This window comes from Alteromonas pelagimontana (genome assembly GCF_002499975.2).
GTDB lineage: Bacteria > Pseudomonadota > Gammaproteobacteria > Enterobacterales > Alteromonadaceae > Alteromonas > Alteromonas pelagimontana.
In genome coordinates this window covers 1,485,907-1,511,302 of record NZ_CP052766.1, presented here as the reverse complement: position 1 = coordinate 1,511,302, position 25,396 = coordinate 1,485,907, and the positions used below count along the sequence as shown (strand labels likewise).

24 protein-coding genes and 1 tRNA gene are annotated in these 25,396 nt (G+C 46.7%); 16 read left to right on the top strand and 9 right to left on the bottom strand.

What is annotated here, in order from left to right:
• Positions 1–93: 93 nt before the first annotated feature.
• Together CA267_RS06805 and rhlB are read right to left on the bottom strand one after the other, a co-directional pair.
• Positions 94–1,605: a Ppx/GppA phosphatase family protein gene (locus CA267_RS06805; protein ID WP_075608188.1), complete on the bottom strand. Its 1,512-nt coding sequence runs from the start codon at positions 1,603–1,605 to the stop codon at positions 94–96.
• 3 nt (positions 1,606–1,608) lie between these two features.
• Positions 1,609–2,904, bottom strand: a complete 1,296-nt coding sequence (rhlB, locus tag CA267_RS06800; RefSeq protein WP_075608189.1) for an ATP-dependent RNA helicase RhlB — start codon at positions 2,902–2,904, stop codon at positions 1,609–1,611.
• Between the two features lie 99 nt (positions 2,905–3,003).
• Here rhlB and trxA (CA267_RS06795) point away from each other — a divergent pair, with 99 nt between their 5' ends.
• The 4 genes from trxA (CA267_RS06795) to CA267_RS06780 all read left to right on the top strand — a co-directional run bounded on the left by trxA (CA267_RS06795) (position 3,004) and on the right by CA267_RS06780 (position 8,001).
• Positions 3,004–3,330 (top strand): thioredoxin TrxA, encoded by a 327-nt coding sequence (gene trxA, locus CA267_RS06795; RefSeq protein ID WP_075608190.1) that lies wholly within the window; start codon positions 3,004–3,006, stop codon positions 3,328–3,330.
• Between the two features lie 408 nt (positions 3,331–3,738).
• The gene (rho, locus tag CA267_RS06790; RefSeq protein ID WP_083638521.1) at positions 3,739–5,004 is read left to right on the top strand and encodes a transcription termination factor Rho; all 1,266 of its coding nucleotides are present in this window, start codon (positions 3,739–3,741) and stop codon (positions 5,002–5,004) included.
• 338 nt (positions 5,005–5,342) lie between these two features.
• Positions 5,343–6,527: a cyclopropane fatty acyl phospholipid synthase gene (gene cfa / locus CA267_RS06785; protein WP_075608192.1), complete on the top strand. Its 1,185-nt coding sequence runs from the start codon at positions 5,343–5,345 to the stop codon at positions 6,525–6,527.
• Between the two features lie 172 nt (positions 6,528–6,699).
• On the top strand, positions 6,700–8,001 hold the full coding sequence (locus CA267_RS06780) for an amidohydrolase (protein WP_075608193.1): 1,302 nt from the start codon (positions 6,700–6,702) through the stop codon (positions 7,999–8,001).
• A gap of 57 nt (positions 8,002–8,058) precedes the next feature.
• Here the strand turns inward: CA267_RS06780 and nhaA are convergent, their stop codons facing one another.
• Positions 8,059–9,261 carry a Na+/H+ antiporter NhaA gene (nhaA, locus tag CA267_RS06775; protein ID WP_075608194.1) on the bottom strand — a complete coding sequence of 401 codons (1,203 nt, stop codon included), beginning with the start codon at positions 9,259–9,261 and terminating at the stop codon, positions 8,059–8,061.
• Positions 9,262–9,705: 444 nt separating this feature from the next.
• Between nhaA and purE the strand changes: the two genes are divergently transcribed.
• The 7 genes from purE to sodC all read left to right on the top strand — a co-directional run bounded on the left by purE (position 9,706) and on the right by sodC (position 14,502).
• Positions 9,706–10,197 (top strand): 5-(carboxyamino)imidazole ribonucleotide mutase, encoded by a 492-nt coding sequence (purE, locus tag CA267_RS06770; RefSeq protein WP_075608195.1) that lies wholly within the window; start codon positions 9,706–9,708, stop codon positions 10,195–10,197.
• Complete coding sequence (locus CA267_RS06765) at positions 10,194–11,348, top strand: 5-(carboxyamino)imidazole ribonucleotide synthase (RefSeq protein WP_075608196.1); 1,155 nt, start codon at positions 10,194–10,196, stop codon at positions 11,346–11,348. The genes purE and CA267_RS06765 overlap by 4 nt, the downstream gene beginning before the upstream one ends.
• Before the next feature lie 99 nt (positions 11,349–11,447).
• A tRNA-Thr gene (locus CA267_RS06760) sits at positions 11,448–11,523 on the top strand.
• Between the two features lie 71 nt (positions 11,524–11,594).
• Positions 11,595–12,074 carry a copper chaperone PCu(A)C gene (locus CA267_RS06755; RefSeq protein ID WP_075608197.1) on the top strand — a complete coding sequence of 160 codons (480 nt, stop codon included), beginning with the start codon at positions 11,595–11,597 and terminating at the stop codon, positions 12,072–12,074.
• A gap of 111 nt (positions 12,075–12,185) precedes the next feature.
• Entirely contained in the window at positions 12,186–12,659 is a 474-nt protein-coding gene (locus CA267_RS06750; RefSeq protein WP_075608198.1) for a Dps family protein, read from the top strand.
• Positions 12,660–12,677: 18 nt separating this feature from the next.
• The gene (locus CA267_RS06745; RefSeq protein WP_075608199.1) at positions 12,678–13,787 is read left to right on the top strand and encodes a PQQ-dependent sugar dehydrogenase; all 1,110 of its coding nucleotides are present in this window, start codon (positions 12,678–12,680) and stop codon (positions 13,785–13,787) included.
• Between the two features lie 193 nt (positions 13,788–13,980).
• A complete protein-coding gene (gene sodC, locus CA267_RS06740; RefSeq protein WP_097349129.1) occupies positions 13,981–14,502 on the top strand; it encodes a superoxide dismutase family protein in 522 nt (173 codons plus the stop codon).
• Positions 14,503–14,574: 72 nt separating this feature from the next.
• On the opposite strand, the gene CA267_RS06735 is transcribed toward sodC, so the two are convergent.
• Together CA267_RS06735 and CA267_RS06730 are read right to left on the bottom strand one after the other, a co-directional pair.
• On the bottom strand, positions 14,575–16,650 hold the full coding sequence (locus CA267_RS06735; protein WP_075608200.1) for a S9 family peptidase: 2,076 nt from the start codon (positions 16,648–16,650) through the stop codon (positions 14,575–14,577).
• A 32-nt stretch (positions 16,651–16,682) separates the two neighbouring features.
• The gene (locus CA267_RS06730; protein WP_075608201.1) at positions 16,683–17,099 is read right to left on the bottom strand and encodes a DUF962 domain-containing protein; all 417 of its coding nucleotides are present in this window, start codon (positions 17,097–17,099) and stop codon (positions 16,683–16,685) included.
• A 112-nt stretch (positions 17,100–17,211) separates the two neighbouring features.
• Between CA267_RS06730 and trxA (CA267_RS06725) the strand changes: the two genes are divergently transcribed.
• The gene (gene trxA / locus CA267_RS06725) at positions 17,212–18,072 is read left to right on the top strand and encodes a thioredoxin (RefSeq protein WP_075608202.1); all 861 of its coding nucleotides are present in this window, start codon (positions 17,212–17,214) and stop codon (positions 18,070–18,072) included.
• A gap of 39 nt (positions 18,073–18,111) precedes the next feature.
• Here the strand turns inward: trxA (CA267_RS06725) and CA267_RS06720 are convergent, their stop codons facing one another.
• Positions 18,112–18,552 (bottom strand): hypothetical protein, encoded by a 441-nt coding sequence (locus CA267_RS06720; protein ID WP_075608203.1) that lies wholly within the window; start codon positions 18,550–18,552, stop codon positions 18,112–18,114.
• A 200-nt stretch (positions 18,553–18,752) separates the two neighbouring features.
• Between CA267_RS06720 and CA267_RS06715 the strand changes: the two genes are divergently transcribed.
• From CA267_RS06715 to CA267_RS06705, 3 genes are all read left to right on the top strand, one after another.
• Positions 18,753–19,913, top strand: a complete 1,161-nt coding sequence (locus CA267_RS06715) for an aminotransferase class V-fold PLP-dependent enzyme (RefSeq protein WP_075608204.1) — start codon at positions 18,753–18,755, stop codon at positions 19,911–19,913.
• Between the two features lie 12 nt (positions 19,914–19,925).
• Positions 19,926–20,111, top strand: coding sequence for a DUF2065 domain-containing protein (locus tag CA267_RS06710; protein ID WP_075608205.1), 186 nt, complete (start codon positions 19,926–19,928; stop codon positions 20,109–20,111).
• Positions 20,112–20,265: 154 nt separating this feature from the next.
• The gene (locus CA267_RS06705; RefSeq protein WP_075608206.1) at positions 20,266–21,564 is read left to right on the top strand and encodes an adenylosuccinate synthase; all 1,299 of its coding nucleotides are present in this window, start codon (positions 20,266–20,268) and stop codon (positions 21,562–21,564) included.
• A 22-nt stretch (positions 21,565–21,586) separates the two neighbouring features.
• Here the strand turns inward: CA267_RS06705 and CA267_RS19125 are convergent, their stop codons facing one another.
• Positions 21,587–21,712 carry a hypothetical protein gene (locus tag CA267_RS19125; RefSeq protein WP_269748481.1) on the bottom strand — a complete coding sequence of 42 codons (126 nt, stop codon included), beginning with the start codon at positions 21,710–21,712 and terminating at the stop codon, positions 21,587–21,589.
• 126 nt (positions 21,713–21,838) lie between these two features.
• Between CA267_RS19125 and CA267_RS06700 the strand changes: the two genes are divergently transcribed.
• Entirely contained in the window at positions 21,839–22,255 is a 417-nt protein-coding gene (locus tag CA267_RS06700) for a VOC family protein (protein ID WP_075608207.1), read from the top strand.
• A 34-nt stretch (positions 22,256–22,289) separates the two neighbouring features.
• Here CA267_RS06700 and ggt read toward each other — a convergent pair whose 3' ends face one another.
• Both ggt and CA267_RS06690 read right to left on the bottom strand, forming a co-directional pair.
• On the bottom strand, positions 22,290–23,984 hold the full coding sequence (gene ggt, locus CA267_RS06695) for a gamma-glutamyltransferase (protein ID WP_075608208.1): 1,695 nt from the start codon (positions 23,982–23,984) through the stop codon (positions 22,290–22,292).
• 4 nt (positions 23,985–23,988) lie between these two features.
• Positions 23,989–25,365 (bottom strand): Na+/H+ antiporter NhaC family protein, encoded by a 1,377-nt coding sequence (locus tag CA267_RS06690; protein ID WP_075608209.1) that lies wholly within the window; start codon positions 25,363–25,365, stop codon positions 23,989–23,991.
• Positions 25,366–25,396: the final 31 nt, after the last annotated feature.

Here is a 25,396-nt window from a genome sequence, read left to right as displayed (position 1 = left end):
TGGGGTAAAATCGAACGCAATTGGCGCAGCTCAAAAGCTGAAAAAGCCGCACCCTCTATCTCTGAGCTGATCACAGGTCAATGTAGAGTAGTATTACTCGCAACACAGCTCCCATCCCGCCCGATGTTCCAACCAGCTTTCGTTTGCCATTTCCGCTTTAATTAACGGGTGGGCTTTTAACCATCCTTCAGGGAAGGTGAGAAGCCATTTTTCCCCTTCGACTTTTAATTCTACTTGCGGTATATGTTTGTTCTGCCTACGCAGACATAACACCACCGCAATCCGTAGCACTCGCAAAAGACCCAGTAACATCGGGCGAACTTCATCGTGATAATTATCAAACAAGCTGGTATCAATGTTCAGTCGGTGCGATAGCACCAAATCGCGAATAGCAGCACGCTGAAGTCGTGTGTAGCCAGGTAAATCTATGTGGCTAAGAATGTAGGCACCATGTTCATGATGCTTTTTGTATTCGATATGCAAACCGATTTCATGCAGCGACGCCGCAGCACCCAGTACGGCTTCAGTATCAAGATGACAGAGATTTGTCTGAGCACAAAGCTGATGACATAAGTTTAAAGCTAGCCCCCGTACCGATTCCGAATGATGCTTATCAACGTGGTAACGGCGAACGGTCTGGTTTAGCGTTTGTTGGCGGCGGTCATTTTCCTGCAGATTATCCAGCATGCCGTAAATCAGGCCTTCTCGCAGGGCACCACCAGAGATATTCATTGTTTGTATATTCAAACGCTCGAAGAGGCTGATGAGAATTGCCAGGCCGCTAGGGAAAATTGGCTGCCGACTTGGTTCCAAACCTTCAATATCAAGCTTATCGATAGCACCGCATTCAACGCATTGCCTTTCTAATTCATACAGGTAATCCAGCCTGATAGCGTCACTGATCCTTTGGGTGATGAGAATTTCAGTGATAGCCTGTGGCGTACCAGATGCACCTAAACAATTATGCCAGTCAAAACAAAGAAAAGGGTCAGCGACAGTATCCAGTAAAGCATGAGCCTGCGCTTTTGCAGCGGCAAAATTACTTTCGTTGATCACACCTTTTTTGAAGTAGCGCTCCATAAATGTAACACAGCCCATATTCAGGCTGACCAGATGAATAGGTTGCATGTCATTACCGATAATTATTTCGGTACTGGCGCCACCGATATCGATAACGAGTGTATTGCCCTGATTTGCGGAAGTATAAGCGACGCCAAGATATATTTGTCGAGCTTCTTCTTCGCCGCTGATCACATTGAGTTTATGGCCCAAAATTTCTTCAGCTCGCTGGATAAAAACGTGCGCATTGGTGGCTAACCGCAGGGTTGCAGTAGCCACGACTTTCACATTAGATCGGGGAATATCCTGAAGCCGCTCGGAAAAAGCCTGCAGGCATTGCCAGCCTCGTTCCATACTCACTCCATCTAACGCCAGATCGTTGTTTAATCCGGCGGCAAGACGAACTTTCTGCTTCAATTTTCCAATGATCTGTACATTGCCGTTTACAACATGCACCACAACCATGTGGAAGCTGTTAGATCCTAAATCCACGGCTGCGTAATATTCGCCGTGGCTTACCATGTCATATTGTAATTCCGACTGCATAGGCTAGCTTTTGTTATGAGGACGGGAGTTACTGTTACCACTGCGCCCTTTATTGCCGCGCCGGGAAGTGTTGCGGGCATTTGGGGTACGTTTGCGCTGACGCGGACGCGGTGGCTTAATATCGTCTAACAGAACAGAGCGGTCGTAGTCAGTCACTGGAATAGTATGCTGAATATATTGTTCAATTGCAGGAAGATTGAGCGCATACTTTTCGCAAGCAAAACTTATGGCCTCTCCACTTCTTCCAGCCCTGCCAGTACGACCGATACGATGTACGTAATCTTCCGCATCATCAGGTAAATCGTAGTTAAACACATGAGTGACTTCTTCTATGTGCAATCCGCGAGCCGCAACATCGGTGGCGACTAAAAGGTCCAGCCCACCTTTGGTGAAGTCTTCTAAAATTCCCAAACGCTTTTTCTGCGGCACATCGCCACTCAGTAAACCTACCCGATGACCATCAGCCGCTAGCCAGTCACAAATTTTTTCACAAGCATGTTTGGTATTGGCAAATATGATGGCTTTTTCCGGCCACTCTTCTTCCAGCAGTGTCAGAAGTAACAACATCTTATCTTCATCAGACGGATAAAATAGCTCTTCTTTTACCCGAGTGGCGGTTTTTCTTTCCGGCTCAATTTGTACGTGCGTTGGGTTGTTCATGTGCTCATAGGCCAGCTCTTGCACACGATAGCTCAGCGTAGCCGAAAACAGCATACTCAGACGTTCTGTGGCAGGAGGCATGCGGCGGAACAAAAAGCGAATGTCTTTAATAAAGCCCAGATCGAACATTCTATCGGCTTCGTCCAACACCGCAACCTGGATATTTTCCAGCGTAAATACGCCTTGCTTATAATAATCCAGAATGCGACCGGTCGTACCAATAACTATATCTACCCCTTCTTCTAGAACTTCGCGTTGACTTTGATAACCTTCGCCCCCATAAATGAGGCCAAGTGACAAACCGGTATGTTCGCTGAGCAATTTTGCATCATTGAATATTTGTACGGCAAGTTCGCGAGTTGGTGCCATAATTATGGCACGAGGTCCGGGCTTTGCTGTTTTTGGTTGAACAGTAGTTTGACCAAGCAGGTAGTGGAAGGTCGCGACCAGAAAGGCAATAGTTTTACCAGTACCGGTCTGGGCCTGGCCAGCGATATCCAGCCCTTCCAACAGCGGGGGCAGAGATAGCGCCTGAATTGGCGTACAATGGGTGAAATTGGCTGCCGTTAACGCCTCAACTACTTTGGGGTTAATGGGCAGATCAGAAAAATATGTTTCGGTTAAATGAGTTGTTTGCATAGCTTATAGCTTATCAGTGCTTGCATTAAAAAACAGTTTCTTATAACACTACTGGTAGAGCTGAGACAAATCAGCGACAGACCAAATACGGAGAAAAGAATGAGCGACAAAATTATCCAGTTAACTGACGACAAGTTTGAAGCAGACGTTATCAATGCTGACGGTCCTGTGCTGGTCGACTTCTGGGCAGAGTGGTGTGGTCCTTGCAAAATGATCGCACCAATCTTGGAAGAAATCGCGGGCGAATTTGCAGGCAAGTTAACAGTTGGTAAGTTGAATGTCGATGAAAATAATGAAACACCGCCAAAATATGGTATTCGCGGCATTCCTACCTTGCTACTTTTTAAAGGCGGCAATGTAGCTGCGACTAAAGTAGGCGCATTATCAAAGACGCAGCTTACAGAATTTCTAAACGATAACCTGTAGCTTTTTGCGGGCATAAAAGCCGATATCTTTTTAGGGGTAATAACCTTTAGATATCGGCTTTTAATATTTTGCAGATCTAACATCTGTGAGCCCAGGCTTCACGCCTATATCTTACGTCCCGGTTTCTGTGGTAACCCCTAAACGCACAACGCTACTTGTAAAAAAGCAGAGAATCATTTTACGATATAAGATAAAATTATTCTCTTCATTGTATTTCGATGATTTAAAAGTTTTTAACATTTACAAAGTAAAAAGCTGGACGTTGAGGATTTATAGTGCTAACGTTTCTTTAGCGCTCACCCGAGCAGCGTTCTGCTTGTCCAAATCCGGGCATTACTTAACCCTATTCTAAGAATTGTCGTGACCAATAGTCCTGAAAGCGAAGCCCAATCACAAAGACCCACCAGTATGAATTTAACTGAATTGAAGAATAAGCCAATTAGCGAATTGGTAGCCCTGGCCGAAGAAATGGGCCTGGAAAATATGGCGAGAGCCAGAAAACAAGACATCATCTTTTCTATCCTGAAAACTCACGCCAAAAGTGGTGAGGACATTTTCGGTGACGGTGTACTGGAGATTCTCCAGGATGGATTCGGATTCCTGCGTTCAGCAGATTCTTCCTACTTAGCTGGTCCGGATGATATTTATGTGTCTCCGAGCCAAATTCGCCGGTTCAATTTACGTACTGGTGATACAATTTCTGGAAAGATCCGCCCCCCGAAAGACAGTGAGCGCTATTTTGCGCTGCTGAAAATTCGCGAAGTGAATTTTGATAAACCAGAAAATTCCCGCAATAAAATTCTTTTTGAAAACCTCACTCCCCTTCACGCGGCTTCTCGTCTGCGTATGGAGCGCGGCAACGGTTCGACGGAAGATATTACTGCGCGGGTACTTGACTTGGCATCGCCAATCGGACGCGGCCAACGCGGTCTGATTGTGGCACCGCCAAAAGCAGGTAAAACGCTATTACTGCAGAATATTGCTCAGTCTATCGCGGCTAACCATCCTGAGTGTGAACTGATGGTGTTGCTGATTGACGAACGTCCGGAAGAGGTGACAGAAATGCACCGTCTGGTGCAGGGCGAGGTTGTTGCGTCTACCTTTGATGAACCTGCCAGCCGCCACGTTCAGGTTGCTGAAATGGTAATAGAAAAGGCCAAGCGTCTCGTTGAGCACAAGAAAGATGTGGTAATTCTTCTGGATTCCATTACTCGACTGGCCCGAGCCTATAACACAGTTATTCCTTCCTCGGGTAAAGTGCTTACCGGTGGTGTAGATGCAAACGCATTGCATAAACCAAAACGTTTCTTTGGTGCTGCACGTAATGTGGAAGAGGGCGGTAGCTTAACCATTATTGCTACTGCACTTATCGATACCGGCTCTAAAATGGATGAGGTTATCTACGAAGAGTTTAAAGGTACCGGTAATATGGAATTACATCTTAATCGCAAAATTGCGGAAAAACGGGTATTTCCTGCCATTGATTTTAATCGCTCAGGTACACGTCGTGAAGAGTTACTGACAAATCAGGATGAGCTACAGAAAATGTGGATCTTGCGCAAAATTGTGCATGAAATGTCGGAAATCGATGCTATGGAGTTTTTAATCAATAAGCTTTCCATGACCAAGACCAATGATGAGTTCTTCGACTCGATGAAACGCCAGAAGGGTTAATCTGCGTGTATTTTTTAAAAAAAGGTGCTGAGAATGCACCTTTTTTTTGTTTCTAATTCAAGGTAAAAATGCTGCGTAGCTGTTCTCAGCGTCTCTCTTTTCTCCCTTCTTTAATTCAAATTCCCAATTATTCTTATCGCTTTACTATACTCATCCGCAAAGGGTAGAAAATCTGTGCGTTTTATGTTCAAGTATTATGCTGAAACCGTAAGTTTCTGCAACCAAATTGCAGAACTGCAATTATCGTAAATCAAAAGGAGTGCAACAACCACCTTTGCCCTGTGAGGCATCAGCAGAAGATGTTGCACACAAATGACTAAAGCAAAAGTGATCTTGTCATGACCCAAACCCTGGAAACAGCCACAGAGTCTAATCTTTACAGCAAAACAAAAGAGAATAAAAAGCAGACGAAAGTTAAGCGTTGGCTTGAGGGCCGTTTTGCTCCTGTAGGCATAGAAATTAATGGCGACAAGCCGTGGGACCCTCAGATTCACGATTCCCGGTTTTATGATCGGCTCTTTCGAGAAGGTAGTGTGGGGGCAGGTGAAAGCTATATGGACGGCTGGTGGGATTGTGTTGAGCTGGACGAACTCTTTAATCGCCTTCTTAGTGCCAAGCTGGATGTGGCTCTTAAGACGAAGTGGGCTTTTATTAAGCATATACTGGTAGCGCGAATCCTCAATCTGCAAAACCAGAAACGCGCGTGGCAGGTTGGCGAAGCCCACTACGACGCCGGAAATGATTTGTATCAGCTAATGCTGGACGACACCATGGCTTACTCTTGTGGTTATTGGCAAGAAGCAGACAACTTACATCAGGCACAAATTGCCAAGCTGGATTTAGTTTGTCGCAAAGCACAACTGCAGAAGGGGGAACGTGTACTGGATATTGGCTGCGGCTGGGGCAGCTTTTCCCAGTACGCTGCGCAACATTATTCGGTGGACGTTACCGGTATAACGATCTCCAAAGAACAACAGCAATTAGCGCAGGAGCGCTGTAAAGGTTTACCGGTAGACATTCAACTTAAAGATTACCGCAGCTTAAAGGGTAAATTCGATAAACTTATATCCATTGGAATGTTTGAGCATGTAGGGCCAAAAAATTACTCGGCGTACATGAAAAGCGCGCATAATTTAATGAAAGATGAAGGTATTTTCGTCTTACATACCATCGGTTCTGCGGTCTCTCAGCAAGGCACTGATCCGTGGATTCATAAGTATATTTTTCCTAATGGCGCCATTCCCTCCCTTACGCAGATAAGTCAATCCTGCGAACCCTATTTTGTTATTGAAGATGTGCATAATTTCGGACCCGATTACGACCGTACACTCATGAACTGGCAGCACAACTTTGAGCAATCCTGGGCACAGATAAAGCACTTGTACAGTGAGCGGTTTTACCGCATGTGGAATTATTACCTGAAAACGTGCGCTGGTGCTTTTCGATGTCGGAATCTTCAGTTGTTTCAACTGGTATTGCGCAAACGCCACAGCCAGTTACCGCGCTATAGTAGCCCGCGGTAATGTTCAGGCAAAGTCAGGTCATTGTACAAATTCTCTATCTCTGAACAGAGCACATCATTGCGGATTAGTCTTAGGTAAGCCAAGTAAGCTCTGCTGTCTTAATGGCTGTGGTGCTTTTCATCCCGCCGCAATTGGTTTACTTTTAGGTTTTCACTATTATGGATAATTTCTTATGTATCGTCGTTTATTGTCGTTAGCATTATTCGGGGCAGCATCGTCGCTTTATGCTCAAAGTACTGTTGAGCAACAGGTAGAAAACATTCAGCCCCAGGTAATTGAATGGCGACATCACTTTCACGAGTTTCCGGAATTATCCAACCGCGAGTTTGAAACCGCCAAATACATTTCTAAATACCTTAAGTCGCTTGGCTTAGCCGTTACAACAGGCGTCGCAAAAACCGGCGTTGTGGCGGTGCTCGACAGTGGCAAGCCGGGCCCTGTTGTGGCGCTTAGAGCAGATATGGATGGCCTGCCCGTGCCAGAAGAAGTGGACTTGCCGTGGAAGTCGACACAAACCGCAGAATACAATGGCAAGACGGTGCCCGTAATGCATGCCTGCGGGCACGACACTCATATGGCAATGCTAATGGGCGCAGCCAAAATTCTTACTGATATGAAAGGCGACCTGCGCGGAAAAGTTAAATTTATCTTTCAGCCTGCTGAAGAGGGAGCTCCTCCCGGCGAAAAAGGTGGTGCTGAAGTCATGGTCCAGCAAGGCGTATTAAAAAATCCAGATGTAGATGTCATCTTCGGCTTACACATTAATGCAAATACGGACATCGGCAAAGTGCGCTATAACCCGGGCGGTAGCATGGCGGCCGTCGATCCATTTAAAATAGTTATTCAGGGTAAGCAGGCTCATGGCGCTTATCCGTGGAAAAGCGTTGATCCCATTGTAACTGCAGCACAAATGGTGATGGCATTACAAACAATTGTTAGTCGCGAAGTTAAAGTCATTGATGATGCGGCCGTTGTTTCTATTGGCTCAATTCATGGTGGAAATCATTCTAACATTATTCCTAATGAAGTAGAGCTGGTAGGCACCATTCGTACCTTAAATAAAGATGCCCGTGAATTAATGTACGAAGCCATGCCTCGTAAAGTCAAAGGGATAGCAGACAGTATGGGGGCTGAAGCGGAACTTACGCTTCCGTTAGATTACAGTTACCCTATTACCTATAACGATCCTGAGCTAACCGCCACTATGTTACCTACGTTGGAGCGTACTGCCGGTAAAGATAATACATTGCTATCTAAGCCGGTTACCGGCGCGGAAGATTTTTCCTTCTATCAGGAGCAGGTCCCGGGCCTGTTTTTATGGGTAGGAGGTAAACCTTTGGATGTGAGCGAAAAGGACTCACCGGCACATCATACGCCTGAATTTTATGTTGACGATAAAGGTATGCAACTGGGGGTATCCCTTCTCACTAACCTCACGCTGGACTATATGAAGCAGAACCAAGGAGCCGATTAATTAGCTCCTAGGCAGCGCAAAAAAATCTGCGCTGCCTAAATCGTTTAAAGCACGGTGTTATCGAGAAACTTTTGGTAAAGTAGCGCGACCATCATTCTTATTGCCCACCAGGTAGAGCACCATGTAGCCTAGTAAAGCAGATACCGCTGACCCGGCCAAAATACCTACCCTTTCATCAAAAATTCGGTTTACACCAGTTTGTTCAAACGCGAGAGCGCCAATAAAGAGGCTCATGGTAAATCCTACGCCGCAGAGCAACGCACATCCATAGATATGTTTTAGGTTTAATTCGTCAGGCAATTGAGCCAGTTTTAGCTTAATTACCAAGTAACAAAAGCCAAAAACGCCAACCTGTTTTCCAACTACCAACCCCAGAAATATACCGACTGTCACGGGATGAATTAGGCCTTCTAAGTTGATATCCGCAAAACTAATGCCCGCGTTAGCAAAAGCAAAAATAGGTAAAATAGCAAAACTAACGGAGGGGTTTAAACTGTGCTCTAATCGAACCACCGGCGAATAATCCGGTGACTTAGAATCTCGCATAGGAATAAAGGCTGCGAGCACCACGCCCGCTAAGGTGGCGTGTACACCAGATTTTAACATCGCCACCCACAGGATGATTCCTACAAGCACATAAGAAGGTATATCGACAACATTTTTTCTGTTCATCCACCAGAGAACCAATAAACAGCCCGCTGCTATCGCTAACGCTATCTCGGTGATATTACTGGTATAAAAAAGAGCAATAATTACGATGGCACCGATATCATCAATGATGGCCAGGGTTACCAGAAAAAACTTCAGGCTGGTGGGTACCCGGCTGCCGAGTAACGCAAGAATGCCCAGCGCAAAAGCAATATCTGTAGCTGCAGGTATTGCCCAACCTGAGATAGCGACAGGGTCGTGCCAGTTGATAGCAACGTAAATGGCGGCGGGCAATAACATACCACCAAATGCTCCTGCAGCGGGTAATACTATATCTTTGGGATTGGAAAGCTCTCCTTCACACACTTCCCGCTTAAGTTCAAGGCCCACAAGGAAGAAAAATATCGCCATTAAGCCGTCGTTAATCCACAGTAGCAAAGGCTTATCGATACTCCAGGTGCCTGCGGAGATAGCCACAGGAATCTCGATGAGTTGCGCGTAGTAAAAATAAAGTGGTGAGTTGGCCACAATCAGCGCCAGTGCGGTGGTAAACATCAGCAAAATTCCCGCAGAAGATTCTCGCTTTAGAAAGTCCGATACCACATTGTTCATTACCACATTACTCCATTATTCAGGTAGATTAGGTGTCTTGCAGCTTAGAGGAAGTGGTAGAACGCTTTTCCGCTCAGCTGAAGGTGTATATTAACAGTAACGTTCTGGCATATGGGCGTCAAAGGGAAACCAGCAAATACGCGCTTTCTTTTGAAACTTAGGCTACACGCTGACACTTATCGCGACTGAATGAAAGCGTTTCTGAACGGGAAATGCTGCTGGCCGCACTGAGCTCTATAAAATCATTCATAACTTATAGGTGGGTTTTGATGATGCGGGATCACTTCCTTTTGGTGCCTGACATCGGGAACTATGGGCATTCGCAATATTTTACGCTACAATCGCCGGCTTTTCCGGGCTTGTGGGCGTATTGATTTACCGGCTTATAGCTGGTTAAGCTAGGGTTCCGCAACGCACCGCTTCAAACCGTCGAGGAAACTGTTGATGGCTAAAGTTGCTATTGTCATGGGCTCTACATCAGACTGGCCCACCATGCAGCAAGCTGCACTGATGTTAAAAGAATGTGGCGTGGAATTTGAAGCCAAGGTGGTTTCTGCGCACCGTACGCCTAATCTGTTAGTTGAGTTTGCTGAAAGCGCGGAAGCAGAAGGGTACAGCGTTATCATAGCTGGGGCGGGTGGCGCAGCCCATCTGCCGGGCATGATAGCCGCACATACCCATTTGCCGGTTTTTGGTTGTCCGGTTAAATCTAAAACCCTCAATGGCCTGGACTCGCTGCTCTCTATCGTACAAATGCCCAAAGGTGTGGCGGTTGGAACTTTGGCTATTGGTGAAGCAGGTGCAGCTAACGCCGGACTTCTGGCCGCACAGGTTGTTGCCCTACATGATGAAAAGGTGCGGGAAGCAGTTCAGGCGTTTCGTAAAAAGCAAACCGAAACGGTATTAGCAAACGGTAGTTTGGAGCTTGACGAATGAGGGTGCTGGTTTACGGTTCAGGACAATTGGCGCAGATGATGTATCTGGCGGGGTGCCCGCTGGGTATTGATGTCCAGGCCGTCGATGTCAACAGCGACACTATTGTCCATCCCGTCAATAAAACGCTACTGGAAAGCAATCTGGAACTGGCTATTGAATCTGCGGATGCACTTACCGTTGAATTTGAACATGTACCGGAAAGGTTACTTGAGCAGGCGGCAAAAACCAGTAAATTAATGCCTTCTATTGAGGCCATTTTGGTGGGAGCGGATCGGGTTCGCGAGAAGCGCCTGCTGGACCGCTTGTCTGTGCCGAACTGCCTATATCAAATTGTTTCCGATATCGAACAACTTGATGAATGTGTAGCGAAGCTTGGTGATAAATTAATTATTAAAGCCAGCCGAGATGGCTACGATGGTTATGGGCAGTGGCGGATGACAGATATTGCTCAGCTAGACGAGCTTAAAAAAGCGTTAAGCGCGCTGGATCTGAACGCAGTTCCGCTGGTCGTTGAAAAAATGCTGCAATTTGATCGTGAGCTTTCGCTAATTGGAGTCAGAGGGAAAAAGGGGGAAATAAAAATTTACCCTCTTACAGAAAACCTACATCACCAAGGCCAGCTTCACGTTTCAGTTGCGCCGGCACTGGATATCTCACCCGCACTGCAAAGTGAGGCTGAAAACATTTTTACCACTCTGGCAGAAGGCATGGAGTATATCGGTGTGCTGGCAGTGGAAATGTTTCAGTGCGGCAATACCTTACTGGTTAACGAACTGGCGCCGCGGGTTCACAATTCCGGGCACTGGACATTAAGCGGTAGCGATACCAGTCAGTTCGAAAATCATTTGCGAGCGGTGGCGGGATTGCCATTAGGCGACACAGTGGCAAAGCAACCCAGCGCGATGGTCAACATCATCGGTTGTTGCAGCTTCTCCCGCGATTTGCTGAGTATACCGGGCTGTCATTTGCACTGGTACGGTAAATCCGTACGTGATAAACGTAAAATGGGCCACATCAACGTAACTGCCGACAGCTATATATCCTTGGGTGAAAAACTTGAACAGCTTGCACAGTATTTGCCGCTTGAATATTTTCCCAAGCTGTTAAAAGAAGCCGCTCGGTTAAAGCAATCTTATACTACTCCATGCTGATTGAGCACATATTGAGGTGGGTTGGTATTCGTGCTTGACAACCTATTCGCTATCGCTAAAATACGCATCCGCTGTGGATGCAGCGAGTTTTAAGAGTGTGCCGACTTAGCTCAGTTGGTAGAGCAACTGACTTGTAATCAGTAGGTCGCCAGTTCGATTCCGGCAGTCGGCACCATTCTTTTCTTTCTTACCTTTCTCGATTTGCTATGCTTCCCTAGAATGTTTATAAACGATCAGGGAAATACTATGCGTTTAATTAAACCAGCTTATATCGTTTTCGCATCTTTTTGCGTTTGTCTATCTTCGTTTGCTGTCGCGGCCGCAGGAAAAATCAGTGTTTCTGATGTTTACGCACGCGCCACGTTCCCGATGGCAGAAACCGCCGCTGTGTACATGCAAATTGAAAACAGCAGCGATGCCTCTGTAACACTGCAACAGGTAACCGTTAGCGAAGAGCTAGCCGCGGATGCCCAACTTCACACTACTTTGTTGCAAGGCGACATGGCGAAAATGCGCGCGCTTCCAGAAGGTGTCGCCATTCCAGCTAAGCAACGGATGCAGTTGTCCCCCGCAGGGCACCATATAATGCTAACTGGTTTGAAAAAAGGTCTGGCTGCCGGTGACACAGTGCCGCTCGTGCTGAAGTTTTCCAACGGCCTTACTATTGATATTAAAGCAGAGGTTAGAATGCTTGATAATGAAGGCGCCCATCACCATCATCAATAGAGAAAGAAGAAAACCTGCGCTATTGTAATCCAAAGCGTGTTTGCGATAGTATCAATAAGATAGATGATAAATACGGTTGTTAATCGTTAAAACCTTATAAAGGAGTGAATCATGAGCAAGATTGATATTGGTATTTCTGAAGGTGATCGTAATGAAATTGCGGAAGGTTTAAAGAAGCTGTTAGCTGATTCCTATACCTTATATCTGCAAACCCATAATTTTCACTGGAACGTGACGGGCTCACAGTTTCGTGAACTGCATCTGATGTTTGAAGAACACTATACAGAACTGGCTGAAGCAGTGGATGACATTGCAGAACGTATTCGTACTTTAGGTGTAGCCGCTCCTGGCACCTATAAAGCATTTGTTGAATTAAGTTCAATTGAAGAAGTGGATGGCGTGCCGGAAGCTTCAGAAATGGTCCGTTTATTAACCCACGGCCATGAGCAAGTGGTAAAGACCAGTCGTCTGGTTTTAAAAACCGCCCAGCAAGCTGACGATGAATCTACTGCAGCATTAGTTTCTGACCGCATGCGTGTGCATGAGAAAACGGCGTGGATGCTTCGCGCATTACTGCCTAACTAATCGTTACGGAACAAACGAATGCGAAAAATTCAAGTTCCCTTGTGCCTGGCAATCTTGTTGCTGGGCACATCTGCGTTTGCTCCTCTAGTTAACGCTCAAGAGCTTCAGGTTAAGGAATTGGCCGAGGGTTTGTCTAATCCCTGGGGCATGGCATTTCTGCCAGACGGAAGCATTATTTTGACTGAGCGGTCAGGAAATATTCGGCGTTATTCCGCTAACAAAGGTTTAAGTGAACCTTTGGCAAATGTGCCAGAAGTCGCTGCGGCGGGCCAAGGCGGGTTGTTGGATATTACTCTTGACCCGGATTTCTCTAAGAATCAGGTAATTTATTTTTGCTACAGCCGGGCCGGTGAGGGCGGAAGTAGCAGTAGCGTAGCCAAAGCAACGCTGGGTGTTACTGAACTAAAAGATGTATCAACCATATTTGTGGCTTCGCCTTTGGTTGATAACGGTTTTCACTTTGGTTGTAGGCTGGCTTTCGACAGCGACAAAAACCTGTATGTGACGCTCGGCGACCGATATAGCTTTAAAGAAGAAGCTCAGAATACGGACAATCATCTGGGGTCTATAGTGCGCATACATCGAGACGGCAGTGTGCCCAGCGATAATCCCTTTGTTGATGGAAAAGCGCCTGAAATCTTCAGCTATGGGCATCGTAATGTACAGGGATTAACAGTGCATCCTGAAACGGGAGAGCTTTGGGCGATGGAGCATGGCCCGCAAGGCGGGGATGAAGTAAACCAGCTCGCTAAAGGCAAAAACTATGGTTGGCCTAAAATCACCTACGGCATTGATTACAATGGTGACGTGATTTCAGATAAAACAGAAATGGAAGGTATGGAACAGCCAGTGGTTTATTGGGATCCTTCTATTGCACCAAGTGGTATGGCGTTTTATCACGGCGACGTATTTAAAGACTGGCAAGGTGATCTGCTGGTAGGTTCGCTGAAATTCAACCACTTACGGCATATTGCTATGGACGGTGATAAACCCGGGGAAGAAACTGAATATCTGCGGGATCGTAAAGAACGTATCAGAGACGTAGAAGTAGGACCTGATGGTCTGATTTATCTACTCACCGATGCACCCAATGGCAAACTCTTACAAGTCTCGCCGGCTAAGGGTTAAGCGCAAGATAAGTGTGAAATTGAAACCGGCTACGCGCCGGTTTTTTGTTATTTTGCTCACCAACTGACTACAGCAAAGAACAAGTTTAATGATCCTGATTGGTGATTTTTTGAGTACCAAACAGCGTTAATGATTATTTACGGACTTTATGTTCAGAAAATTTTCTCTCGCTCTCACCTCAAAGGAGAACACTATGATAAATAAAGCAGCGATTAGCATCGCGTTCGCTCTTAGCACATTTTCCGCCGCTCACGCAGCAGATAATATGACCGTTAAAATGAATGATTTGGAGTCAGGTAAAGCGGCTGGAACAGTAGAAATAAGCAAAAGTGACTATGGTGTCGTCTTCACTCCTTCTTTGTCCGGGGTCGCAAGAGGTGGACATGGTTTTCATGTACACGAAAACGGCTCTTGCGAAAGTAAAATGAAAGATGGCAAAAAAGTTCTCGGGGGCGCTGCGGGTGGACATTATGACCCAGAGAAAACCGGTAAGCACGGTTATCCTTGGACGGAAGACAATCACAGAGGCGATTTACCGCTGTTGTACGTTGATAAAGATGGAAATGCTCAGCATCCGGTGCTTGCTCCCCGTCTGGAAATGGACGAATTAAAAGGCCTGGCGCTGATGATTCACGCGGGCGGCGATAACTATTCCGATTCGCCTGAAAAATTAGGTGGCGGTGGCGCGCGAGTTGTATGTGGCGTAATCAAATAAGGCGCTGCTCAACTCCATGCTGTTGTTAAAGAAAGCCAGGGACTTTGCCTGGCTTTCTTGCACTTTTAAGCGCTACTGCGAGTCAGGCTTTTTCTTGTAACGCTCAAACCAAGCCAGAATATTTCCTACCTTCTGAATTAAACGCGAAGGCGTGGCAGCAATGCCGTGAGAGGCACCGGGAATTCTCACCATTGCCGCGTCTACGCCCTGTAAACGTAGCGCTTGATAGAATTGTTCAGATTCGCTAATCGGGGTGCGGTAATCAGATTCGCCGGTCAGCAATAGCGTAGGTGTTTTCACATTGCCAACAAGTGAAAGAGGGGAATGCTTCCATAAATGGTCGGGAATCTCCCAAGGCATTCCCGGCATCCAGTATTGACTGAAAAACGGGTAGGCATCTGCAGTTAACGCGAAGCTCATCCAATTAATCACAGGTTTAGCAACTACGGCAGCGGCAAAGCGATCGGTTTTACCCACTGACCATGCGGTGAGTACCCCACCACCAGAGCCGCCAGTGATAAATAAATTGCTTTCATCGATGTAACCTTTTGCAATGGTAGCATCAACAACATCCATAAGATCGTTATAATCTTCTGACGGATAATTATGATGAATTAGATTACCAAAATCTTCTCCATAAGACGCACTACCCCGCGGGTTAGACCAAACCACCACGTAACCCTTGGCCGCCATTAACTGTATTTCCATGGAAAAGTGAGGGCCGTATGCAGCGTGAGGACCGCCATGGATTTCCAAAATAAGCGGATATTTTTTCTTCGCGTCAAACCCGGGAGGTAATGCTACCCAAGCGCCAATCGAGCGTTGATCAACTGAGGAAGTAACATTCAGCTCTTCAACCTTGGCGAGGTTTAAGTGACCTAAAGCATCAGAATTAAGATCAGTGAGGGTTTGTGGTTTACCGCGGCGGCCCACAATAGCCAAGTCCGCCGGGCGGGAGGTGCTATCGGTAGTATAAACAATAGTGCCTTTGGCACTTACTGCAAAGTCACCCGAGGTGTAAGGGCGGCCCAGAGATTGTCCACCAATAGCTACATCCATTTTTTCGATGTCACCGTCTAAACTTACGCGGGCCAGTTTGCTGGTGCCTTGATCCAGATAACTAAACACCAACTCTTTGCTATCGTTTGACCAGACAAACTTACCTGGCGCACGATCCAAATCACCGGTCAGGCGAGTTACCGCACCTGAACTCAAGTTCATTACCACTAAGTCGGCATTTTGATAGGAAAGCTTGCGGTCATTAAGCTGAGTGAACGCCAGATATTTTCCGTTAGGACTAAGCAGAGGCGAGGCTTCCGGGCCTGCCATGTCGGTTACCTGGGTGACTTTACCACTGTCAATGTTCACCTGGAAAATATCGTTGTCCAGCGGGTGTAATGAATAATCTTCCCGACGATCAGTTGAAAAGTAGATAGCTTTATTGTCTTTACTAAAAGCCAGACTGCCACCGTTGGGGTATCGCCCGGACGTCAGTTGTCGGGGCGTACCACCGGCAACCGGCAGAATATAGATTTGCTGAAAACCCTCGGGTAAATATCCCGCACCATCAGAACGATATTGCGTCTTTTCAATAAATTTTGCGGTTTTCGCCCACTCCGCACCATCCGGTTTGGTTGGCATATCATTAAAAAGTGAAGCCGGTTTGCCTGGAGTAAATAGTGTAAAAGCCAGTTGAGTAGAATCGCCGGACCAGGTGAGGTTGCCCGGTGAAAAAGTAAGATTGGTCAGTTTGGCCTGCTGTCCGTTATCTAAATACTGAACATACAATTGACTGCTACCTTCCTCATCGGAGATAAACGCCAACTTCGTGCCATCCGGTGAGAGCGTTGCCTGGCTGACATTCGCACCGGTGGCGATAAGTGGACGATGCTGATGGTTATCTAAATTGATCTGCCAAAGACTGGTATGGGTACGATCCTGCATAATGTCCATAGAACGACGCTCGTATATCAGCGTTTTACTGTCTGGGGTAAAAAAAGGTGAGGCGGCATATTCAAGATTAAAGGTATCCTGGTATTGCAGCGTAGTCGGTAGAGCCTCTTCAGCCTGAACTGAAACTGCAGCGACTGTACCAGACAGCGCTGTAAAAATAATTGCATTGCGATACCGTCGCAGAGTTCCCGTCATTGTCGTTCCTATTGTTAGCTGTTTATTGTTGTTTAATTATTATCATGAGAAGACGGCGATGTCGAAGGAGGATTGGCGTCGCAAGCACTTCCTTTTAATGACAATCGGCCAGTGAGAATGTCTTTAAACATCACCCAGTCACCGATGAGGCTGTACAACGGGTAGCGAAAGGTGGCAGGGCGATTTTTCTCAAAGAAGAAGTGCCCAGCCCAGGCAAAGCCATAGCCAATAACCGGAAGTAACCAAAGCAGGGCCCACTGCTGTAATACCACAGTTATTACAACAACGGCCAGCACCAACCAAGAACCGATAAAGTGCAACATGCGACATGAAGCCGTCGCGTGTTCGCTTAAATAATACGGATAAAACTCAGTAAAACTTTGGTATGTTTGATTGGCATTCACAGTAAGCCCTCTGTTCCCATTCACGAAGTACGACTTATTAACCATTGTACTAGCTTTATGTTAGCAGAACTTCTGGCCGGGCAGTGTCTGTTATAGGCTTGTTTTTTGCGCTGAATACCCCATATCACTTTGCAAAGTGAGTCAATAGGCAGAATTCATGGACCTTTCAGCAACAAACAATATTGTGGATATCACCTTAGAAAATTTTCAGCAGGTGATTCTGCAGGAATCTCAGGAAAAACTTATTCTGGTCGATTTTTGGGCGCAGTGGTGCGAACCATGTAAAGACATGATGCCCATTCTGGAAAAAATTGCCCGGGAATACCAAAAAGTACTGATTCTGGCAAAAGTAGATTGCGATGAGCAGCAGGAAGTTGCTGCGCAGTTTGGTATTCGCAGCCTGCCGACGGTTATGGTAGTTAAAGATGGTCAACCTGTAGATGGTTTTGCCGGGGCGCAAACGGAGAGCCAAATTCGGGAAATGTTGGCAAAGTATCTGCCGCAGCCGGAAGATGAAGATTTGCAAAAAGCAGCGCAAGCAATCGAAGCTGGCGATTATCAGGGCGCTTTCCCTTTCGCAAAGCAAGCGTACGATCTTAACCCGGAAAATATTGATAGTCGGTACATGTATATCGACTGTTTGGTGGAAACAGGCTCTATCGAGCAGGCAAAGGCCGAGTTGGAAACTATTAAACTGGTAGATCAGGATAGCCGCTATCAAGTGTTGTTAGGTAAAATCGAGCTAGCGGAACAGGCCGCAGACACGCCTGAAATCAAACAACTGCAAGAGGCAGTGGAGCGAGAGCCCGAAAATCTGCAACTAAAAATTGAATTGGCAGTGCAGTTACAACAAGCGCGTAAAGTTGATCAGGCATTAGCACTGTTGCACTCGGTATTGCTGAAAGATTTAAACTTCGGTGAAGCTAAAAAGTTAATGCTGGATATGATTAATGCGTTGCCAGATGGCGAACCGCTCAAGTCTGCTTACCGTCGCAAAGTGTATAGCCTGTTATACTAAGGGTGAAACCGCACTGCGTAACAGCAGCTTATTTATAAACTAGGTTTCAACAGAAAAAGATTTACCGTAGGGCGTGTAGCCTTCTTCTTGTAGCCAGCTTAGCGCCGCAAAGTAACTGGAAAAGTAGCGGCGCTGGTAGCCCGCCTGTTCATGTTCGGCCTTAATGGCAGGATGAGTACGTTCAAGCTGGGCTTTTTTTACCATGCCCGAGTCCAGTACATAAGCAGAGCGCTTGAGGCCGAAGTCAATGTTCCTCTTTATGGCTTCTGAAATTACTTGCTGGCAATCTGGCGTCGAAAATATCCAGCGCCGCCCATCCATTAATGCCGCCCAGGGGGCATGATTAAATTCTTTCACCATGACATGCATTTCCTCAACCATGGCTTCAGTGGTCGCCAGATTCCACGCACCCGTAGCGAACACTTCCAACATATTGCCTGACATTTCCAGCGTATAATGCCCGTATTTAGGAAATCGCATTCCATCTTCCTGATTGCTCGCAGTAACTATTGTATAGCAGATATATAAAAAATAGGTAAAGGTAGATCTTAGTAGACGTAAACAATCAGCGGAAGCTGTTTACTGGCAAAGAAGCGGAAGGCTTAAAATTCAGCGAAGAATTAATATTTTCGTTTCAATATTTGCTAGAGTGGGCTTTTCGTTCCTTATAAGCCAGCAACATGTATCAGCATTTCTATTCCCGTTTTTTAAAGGCAAATGCGGGTAAGCAACATTATTCTTGCCACAGTCATTATTACTGGCCGGACGTAACGCGGGATGCCATGTGCGAATACTGGGATGACAGTGCGCGGTGGGTAGACGACAAATGGCAGTTTTTTTTTGAAACGGTAGTGCCCGAGGTTCAGCAGACTATCAGTGATATTTTGCAATCCAGAAAGCCAGAACAAATAGTCTTTGCTCCCAACACCCACGAATTATTATTTCGTATATTAAGTGCACTGGACTGGCGTCAACCGCAGAAAATTCTTTCCACTGATAGCGAATTCCACAGTTTTCACAGACAGGTACAACGGCTAACAGAATGGGAAACGATAGAATTAACCTCGGTGCCCACACTGCCTTTTGCTTCTTTTATTGATCGCTTCATTGAACAAATCAAACAACAGCAACCGGATGTGGTTTTTGTCAGTCAGGTATTTTTTAATTCCGGATTTGCTATTGGTGATCTTGAGGCAATTGTTAATGCCGTCACCAATCCCGACACCATTATCATAATCGATGGATATCACGGTTTTATGGCCGTGCCGACAAATTTAAGTCGCATTGCTGACCGTATTTTTTATCTGGCGGGTGGCTATAAATATGCCCAGGCAGGTGAGGGGGCTTGTTTTTGTCACGTTCCCCCAAACTGTCAGTTGCGGCCACTGTACACTGGCTGGTTCGCCGAATTTGGTGAGCTGGATAAAGCCCGCGATGATGTCGTCAGCTATGCTGCTAACGGAATGCGTTTTGCTGGCGCCACTATGGATTTTTCAGCGCTATACCGAATGCGGGCAGTATTTCAATTATTCAAAGCCAATCATATAACGGTGGATACAATCCAGCGCCATGTCCAATCTGTACAGGCTGCATTTTTGAAAAAGCTTAATGATATTAATCACCCTTTCATTAATTCATCGACATTAATGGTAAAAGATGCGGCTGAACGCGGGCATTTTCTTACATTTTCGCTGCCTGATGAAGCCAGTGCGGCGCAACTGGCTGCTGCGTTAGCGCACGAAGGTATTCAAACTGATTATCGCGGCGACCGATTACGTTTTGGCTTTTCCTTGTATCATCAGCCAAACGAAATCGATTTGCGTTGTTTGGCTAAATTTTAACAGGAGTAAGTAATGGAGTGGTTGTGGTCGGCATTAGCCATTGTTTGTATTCTTGAGGGGCTAGGGCCTCTGCTTATTCCAAATCGCTGGCGGTTGTATATGCTTCAGATAAGCCAGCAGCCGTCTAACCAGCTACGTCAGGTAGGCGGGGTGCTGGTGATAATAGGTTTTATCAGCCTGTTTTATCTTAACTATTGACACAAACGGGGCAAAGGTTAAGCGGCAATCAGTATCCACGATAGAAAATTCTCCACGTAAAATGATGCTGTTGTATTTTTGCGCATAAAACAGATGATCAACCATGGGAATCTTTGATAGAATCCTCGCCTAATTTTCTTACACAATTTGATTCATGGCAAAGAACGTTGTGGTACTCGGCACCCAATGGGGTGACGAGGGTAAAGGTAAGGTCGTTGATCTTCTCACTGATCGCGCGAAGTATGTGGTTCGTTATCAAGGCGGACATAATGCCGGTCACACCCTGGTAATTGACGGTGAAAAAACCGTGCTTCATTTGATTCCTTCTGGCATTCTGCGGTCTAACGTTACCTGCATTATCGGTAATGGGGTGGTACTCAGCCCGGAAGCACTGATGACAGAAGTTTCCATGCTGGAAGCGCGCGGCGTTCCGGTCCGCGAGCGCTTAAAAATCAGTGAAGCCTGTCCGCTTATTCTTCCTTACCACATTGCTATTGATGTAGCCCGGGAAAAAGCTCGCGGTGCTAAAGCAATTGGTACTACTGGTCGGGGTATTGGTCCAGCATACGAAGATAAGGTTTCTCGCCGAGGATTACGCGTTGGGGATCTTTTCAATCCAGAAGACTTTGCCGCGAAGCTGAAGGAAGTGCTCGAATATCATAACTTCATGCTCACGGAATATTATAAAGAAGACCCTGTAGATTTCGATAAAACTCTTGCCGACGCGTTAGCTGTTGCCGATATTTTAAAAGCGATGGTAGTTGATGTAACAGATGTTTTGGATAAAGCCCACAAAGCCGGTTTGCCCATCATGTTTGAAGGCGCTCAAGGTACGTTGCTGGATATTGACCATGGTACTTATCCTTACGTAACATCTTCCAACACCACGGTAGGTGGCGTAGCCACAGGCGCTGGGTTTGGGCCATTAAAGCTTGATTATGTGCTGGGTATTGTTAAAGCCTACACAACCCGCGTAGGTTCTGGCCCGTTCCCTACAGAACTGGCTTGTGATGTAGGTGAGCATTTAGGCGTAAAAGGTCACGAATTCGGTGCGACAACAGGTCGTAAACGCCGCACCGGGTGGTTTGATGCAGTAGCGATGAAACGGGCAGTACAAATAAATTCAATTACTGGCTTTTGTTTAACCAAGCTGGACGTGCTGGATGGTCTGGAAACCTTGCAGATTTGTACCGGCTACAAAGACGCAGATGGTAATATTAAAGACGTTCCGCCAATGGCAGCCGACGGTTATGACCTTATCTCACCGGTGTACGAAGAAATGCCGGGATGGAGTGACACTACCTTCGGCGTGACTGAATTTAGCAAGTTGCCAAAAGCCGCGCGTAACTATATTAATCGGTTAGAAGCCATTACTGGCGTTCCTGTGGATATTATTTCAACAGGTCCAGATCGTAACGAAACCATTGTGTTACGTCACCCTTACGACGCTTAAGCACAAGCTATCCACGAAGTTATCAACAGCCTGCCTTGCGCAGGCTGTTTCTTTTTCCATTCACGAAAATAATACCATGTGCTTTTCTGCGAATTGGCGTGGCTTCTTCGACTTGTGTCTGTATCCTGTCGCTGCTTTTGTCTTCCACACTCTGTTCCTGTCGCAGTTGCCTCGGCGCGCCTTTTTCTCGTGCTGAGTGAGCGCATTATTGCGGATTAATTCAAATTGCTTAAAACCGTGTTATCATTTTTGACTAAAATGATGAGGAGGTGTTATGCCGCAACCGTTCCATTTAGCAATTCCGGTAGATAATCTCGATGACGCCGCCGCTTTCTACGGCGATTTATTAGGCTGTGAGCGTGGCCGTAGTGACACACAATGGATTGATTGGAATTTCTATGGTCATCAACTGGTGACGCACAAGGTCGAAAGCACGCCTTCGGCTCCGAGACATAATGCAGTGGATAATCACGCAGTGCCCGTGCCGCATTTTGGCGTGGTATTGACTATGGAAGTCTGGCAACAGTTGGCCGAACGCCTGCAAGAATCAGGAACGACATTTGTAATAGAACCTTATATTCGTTTTAAAGGGCAACCCGGCGAGCAGGCCACGATGTTTTTTCACGACCCCGCTGGCAATGCGCTTGAATTTAAAGCGTTTGCGTCGCTCGACCAGCTATTTGCAAAGTAAGACAAGACCAAAAGGCCATGCGCCGGGCGTTTTCTTAATGACCCCCGGCTGCGACGATACTCTTGCCTCTGCCCCTTGCTTCTGAAGCGGCCTCTAACCCTGTGGCAGTGCGTTTAATTAGTTGCACATCGCCAAAATTGCTTTGCTTCATTGTGTAACCCATGGCTTCCAGTTCTGCAATTACCTGTTGCGATAAGCCTTCATGATAAGCAATGGTATCTTTGGGTAATAGTTGATGGTGGAATCGTGGCGCGTTCACCGCTTCTTCTGCTGTCATATCAAATAGCAATGCGTTCAACAGTGACTGAGTGGCTGACGAAATAATGGTGGTGCCACCAGGAGATCCCGTTACCAGCTGTACCTCATTGTCTTTCAACACGATTGTTGGGGTCATTGACGAAAGCATCCGCTTGTACGGCTGAATTTCGTTTGCCGTACCGCCTACTGCACCAAAAAAGTTAGGTACACCTGCTTTCGCGCTAAAATCATCCATCTCATCGTTTAACAAAAAGCCTGCGCCTTCTACTACCATCGCGTTACCGAAAAGCAGATTTAACGTGGTAGTGTTAGACACGGCATTTCCCCATTGATCCATTACTGAAAAATGCGTGGTTTGCGGGCTTTCATATAAACCTGGTTTTACATCTTCGGTAGCAGAAATGTTATTTATGGTGACTTCATTGGCGCGTTTATCAATATAGTTTTGATCAATTAATTGGCTGACCGGTACGTTCACGAAATCCGGATCGCCCATATACTCGGCGCGGTCGGCAAACACCCGTTTGCCAATCTCCGCCATAAGGTGCACGTAAGAAGCGCTGTTTTGGGCGGGCAGGGTTGTATTCTCCAGCACATCATCCAACATGCCTATCCACTGGGCCACGGCAACGCCGCCCGAACTGGGTGGTGGGGCCGTAACCAAGGTATAACCCCGCCAGTGGTAACGGACCGGTTGGCGCCATTTGGCTTCGTAGCGTGAAAGATCATTTTGGGTGATCAACCCGTTATTCTTTTGCATGTACTGAACTATAGCCTGGGCAGTTTCGCCAGCGTAGAAACCCTCTTTGCCTTCGTCGCGAATGCGTTTAAGTGTGCTGGCCAGTTCCGGTTGCTTAAACACTGTACCTGCCTTCGCGTGAGCAAAATACCGGTTAAAGTTGCTGTTTATGTCTCTTTTTTCTGCCCGGCTGATTTGATCGCTTATGCGTTCTGCTAGCTTTTTGGGTACCACAAAACCTTGTTCAGCAAGTTCAACGGCAGGTTGCACCAGACGTTTCCATGGCAGTTTGCCGAATTTTTGATGTGCTGCCCACATACCAGCGACCGTACCCGGCACTCCCGACGCGCGGGCACCGAACAGCGAATCCATTTTTACGACTTGGCCTTGTTCATTCAGATACATATCGCGGTCGGCGCTGCCCGGCGCCATTTCCCGATAATCCAAAAACATCGGCCGGTGGTCGTGATAAATTGTCATAAAACCACCGCCGCCAATATTCCCGGCTTCCGGTAACGTCACTGCCAATACAAACTCTGCAGCGATGGCAGCATCTATAGCATTACCACCATCGTCCATCACCGCCATTGCGGCATCGGCACTGAATGCATCTGGCATGGCCACAGCTTGCTGGCCGTTTATAGATGCCGATGACAGGTCAGGGTTGGTAGCAGTGCCTGCAGAACAGCCAATTAACCAAACGGTAAAAAAATAAATACTGAGTAATCGCATAATTTCATCCAATCATAATAAAGCTGGCAATAACATAGGCTAACAAAGTGAATCCGCCAGCAGTTAGCGCGTAGGGAAGCTGAGTTCTTACGTGTGTCAGAAGATCACAACCGGCAGCAATAGAAGACACTGCAGAGGTGTCAGAAATGGGGGAGCAGTGATCGCCAAAAACACCGCCTCCCAGAATAGCTGCCACGACAAGAGAAGGGGGAAGGCCGAGAGTTTGAATGAGCGGAACGCCGATAGGAATAAGAATGGCAAAGGTGCCCCAGGAGGTGCCAGTGGTAAAAGACATTACCGCACCCGCCAAAAAAAGCATAGGAACAATTAAAACATTAGGTAAGTACTCGCCAACGATTCCGGCTACAAATAAGCCAGTTCCCAATACTTTAAGGCTGCTCCCTAATGTAAGAGAAAGTAGCACAATAGTGACCAAGGGTAGTAATTCTCCCATTCCCTTAAAGCCAATTCCTACGGCTTGGTGATGAGTAAACCGCTTGTGCATCAATAGCAGAGCGTAAGCCACTGCCGTCGCCAGCATAGTGGCATAAAGTACAGATTTACTGCCGCTTCCTTCAGCCAGTACGCCATTGCCTGTCCAGAACATAAACCCGATCATACTGATGACCATAACCAGTAAAGGCACAATCATAAAACGCGCTTTTGTGGCGGGCTGTGCGGCTATTGACGTTTCCATTTGTCGCATAGCAGCATCTTCTTTAGCCATTGGCCCGTGTACTTTATCTTTAATGATGGTGTACAGCACAATCGCCAAGGTAAACAGTGCGTAAAAATTAAGAGGAACGCTTCCCCATAATATGCTGGCCGATGACGCTTCCAGTTCGTAGGTATCAAGCATACCCAGCACAAACGCGCCCCAGCCGTTTAGCAGTATCAGAATACAAACAGGCGCACTGGTACTATCAATAATGTACGCTAAGCGGGCGCGACTCATGGAGAATTTGTCAAACAGTCCGCGGGCGAAAATTCCCGCCGTAAGCACGCTAAGATTTGATTCGATAAACACAGCCACGCCAGTAAAGAACGTCAGCCCGCCCACTTGGCGGCGGGTTTTAGCCACACCTTTCCCGACCAGCCAGTTCACCGTAGCGGTAACGCCACCAGAATCACGAATATAGGCTAAAAGCGCCCCAACGAGCACGGAAAACAGCAAAATACGGGCATTTCCCGGGCTGGAAACCACCTCAATAACGCGTTCCACCGACGTAATGGGAGCCATTAGAATAGTGCTGTCTGTGGTGCCAAACAATATGAGCGCTTCTGCTGATAGCACTGCCAACAACAGCGCCATAATGACTTCTTTTTTCCAGAAGACGACAATTATTGCGACCAGGGGAGGGATGATTGACATCCAATTCATACTAGCAATTCCGTTAGAATTTCGTTTTTAA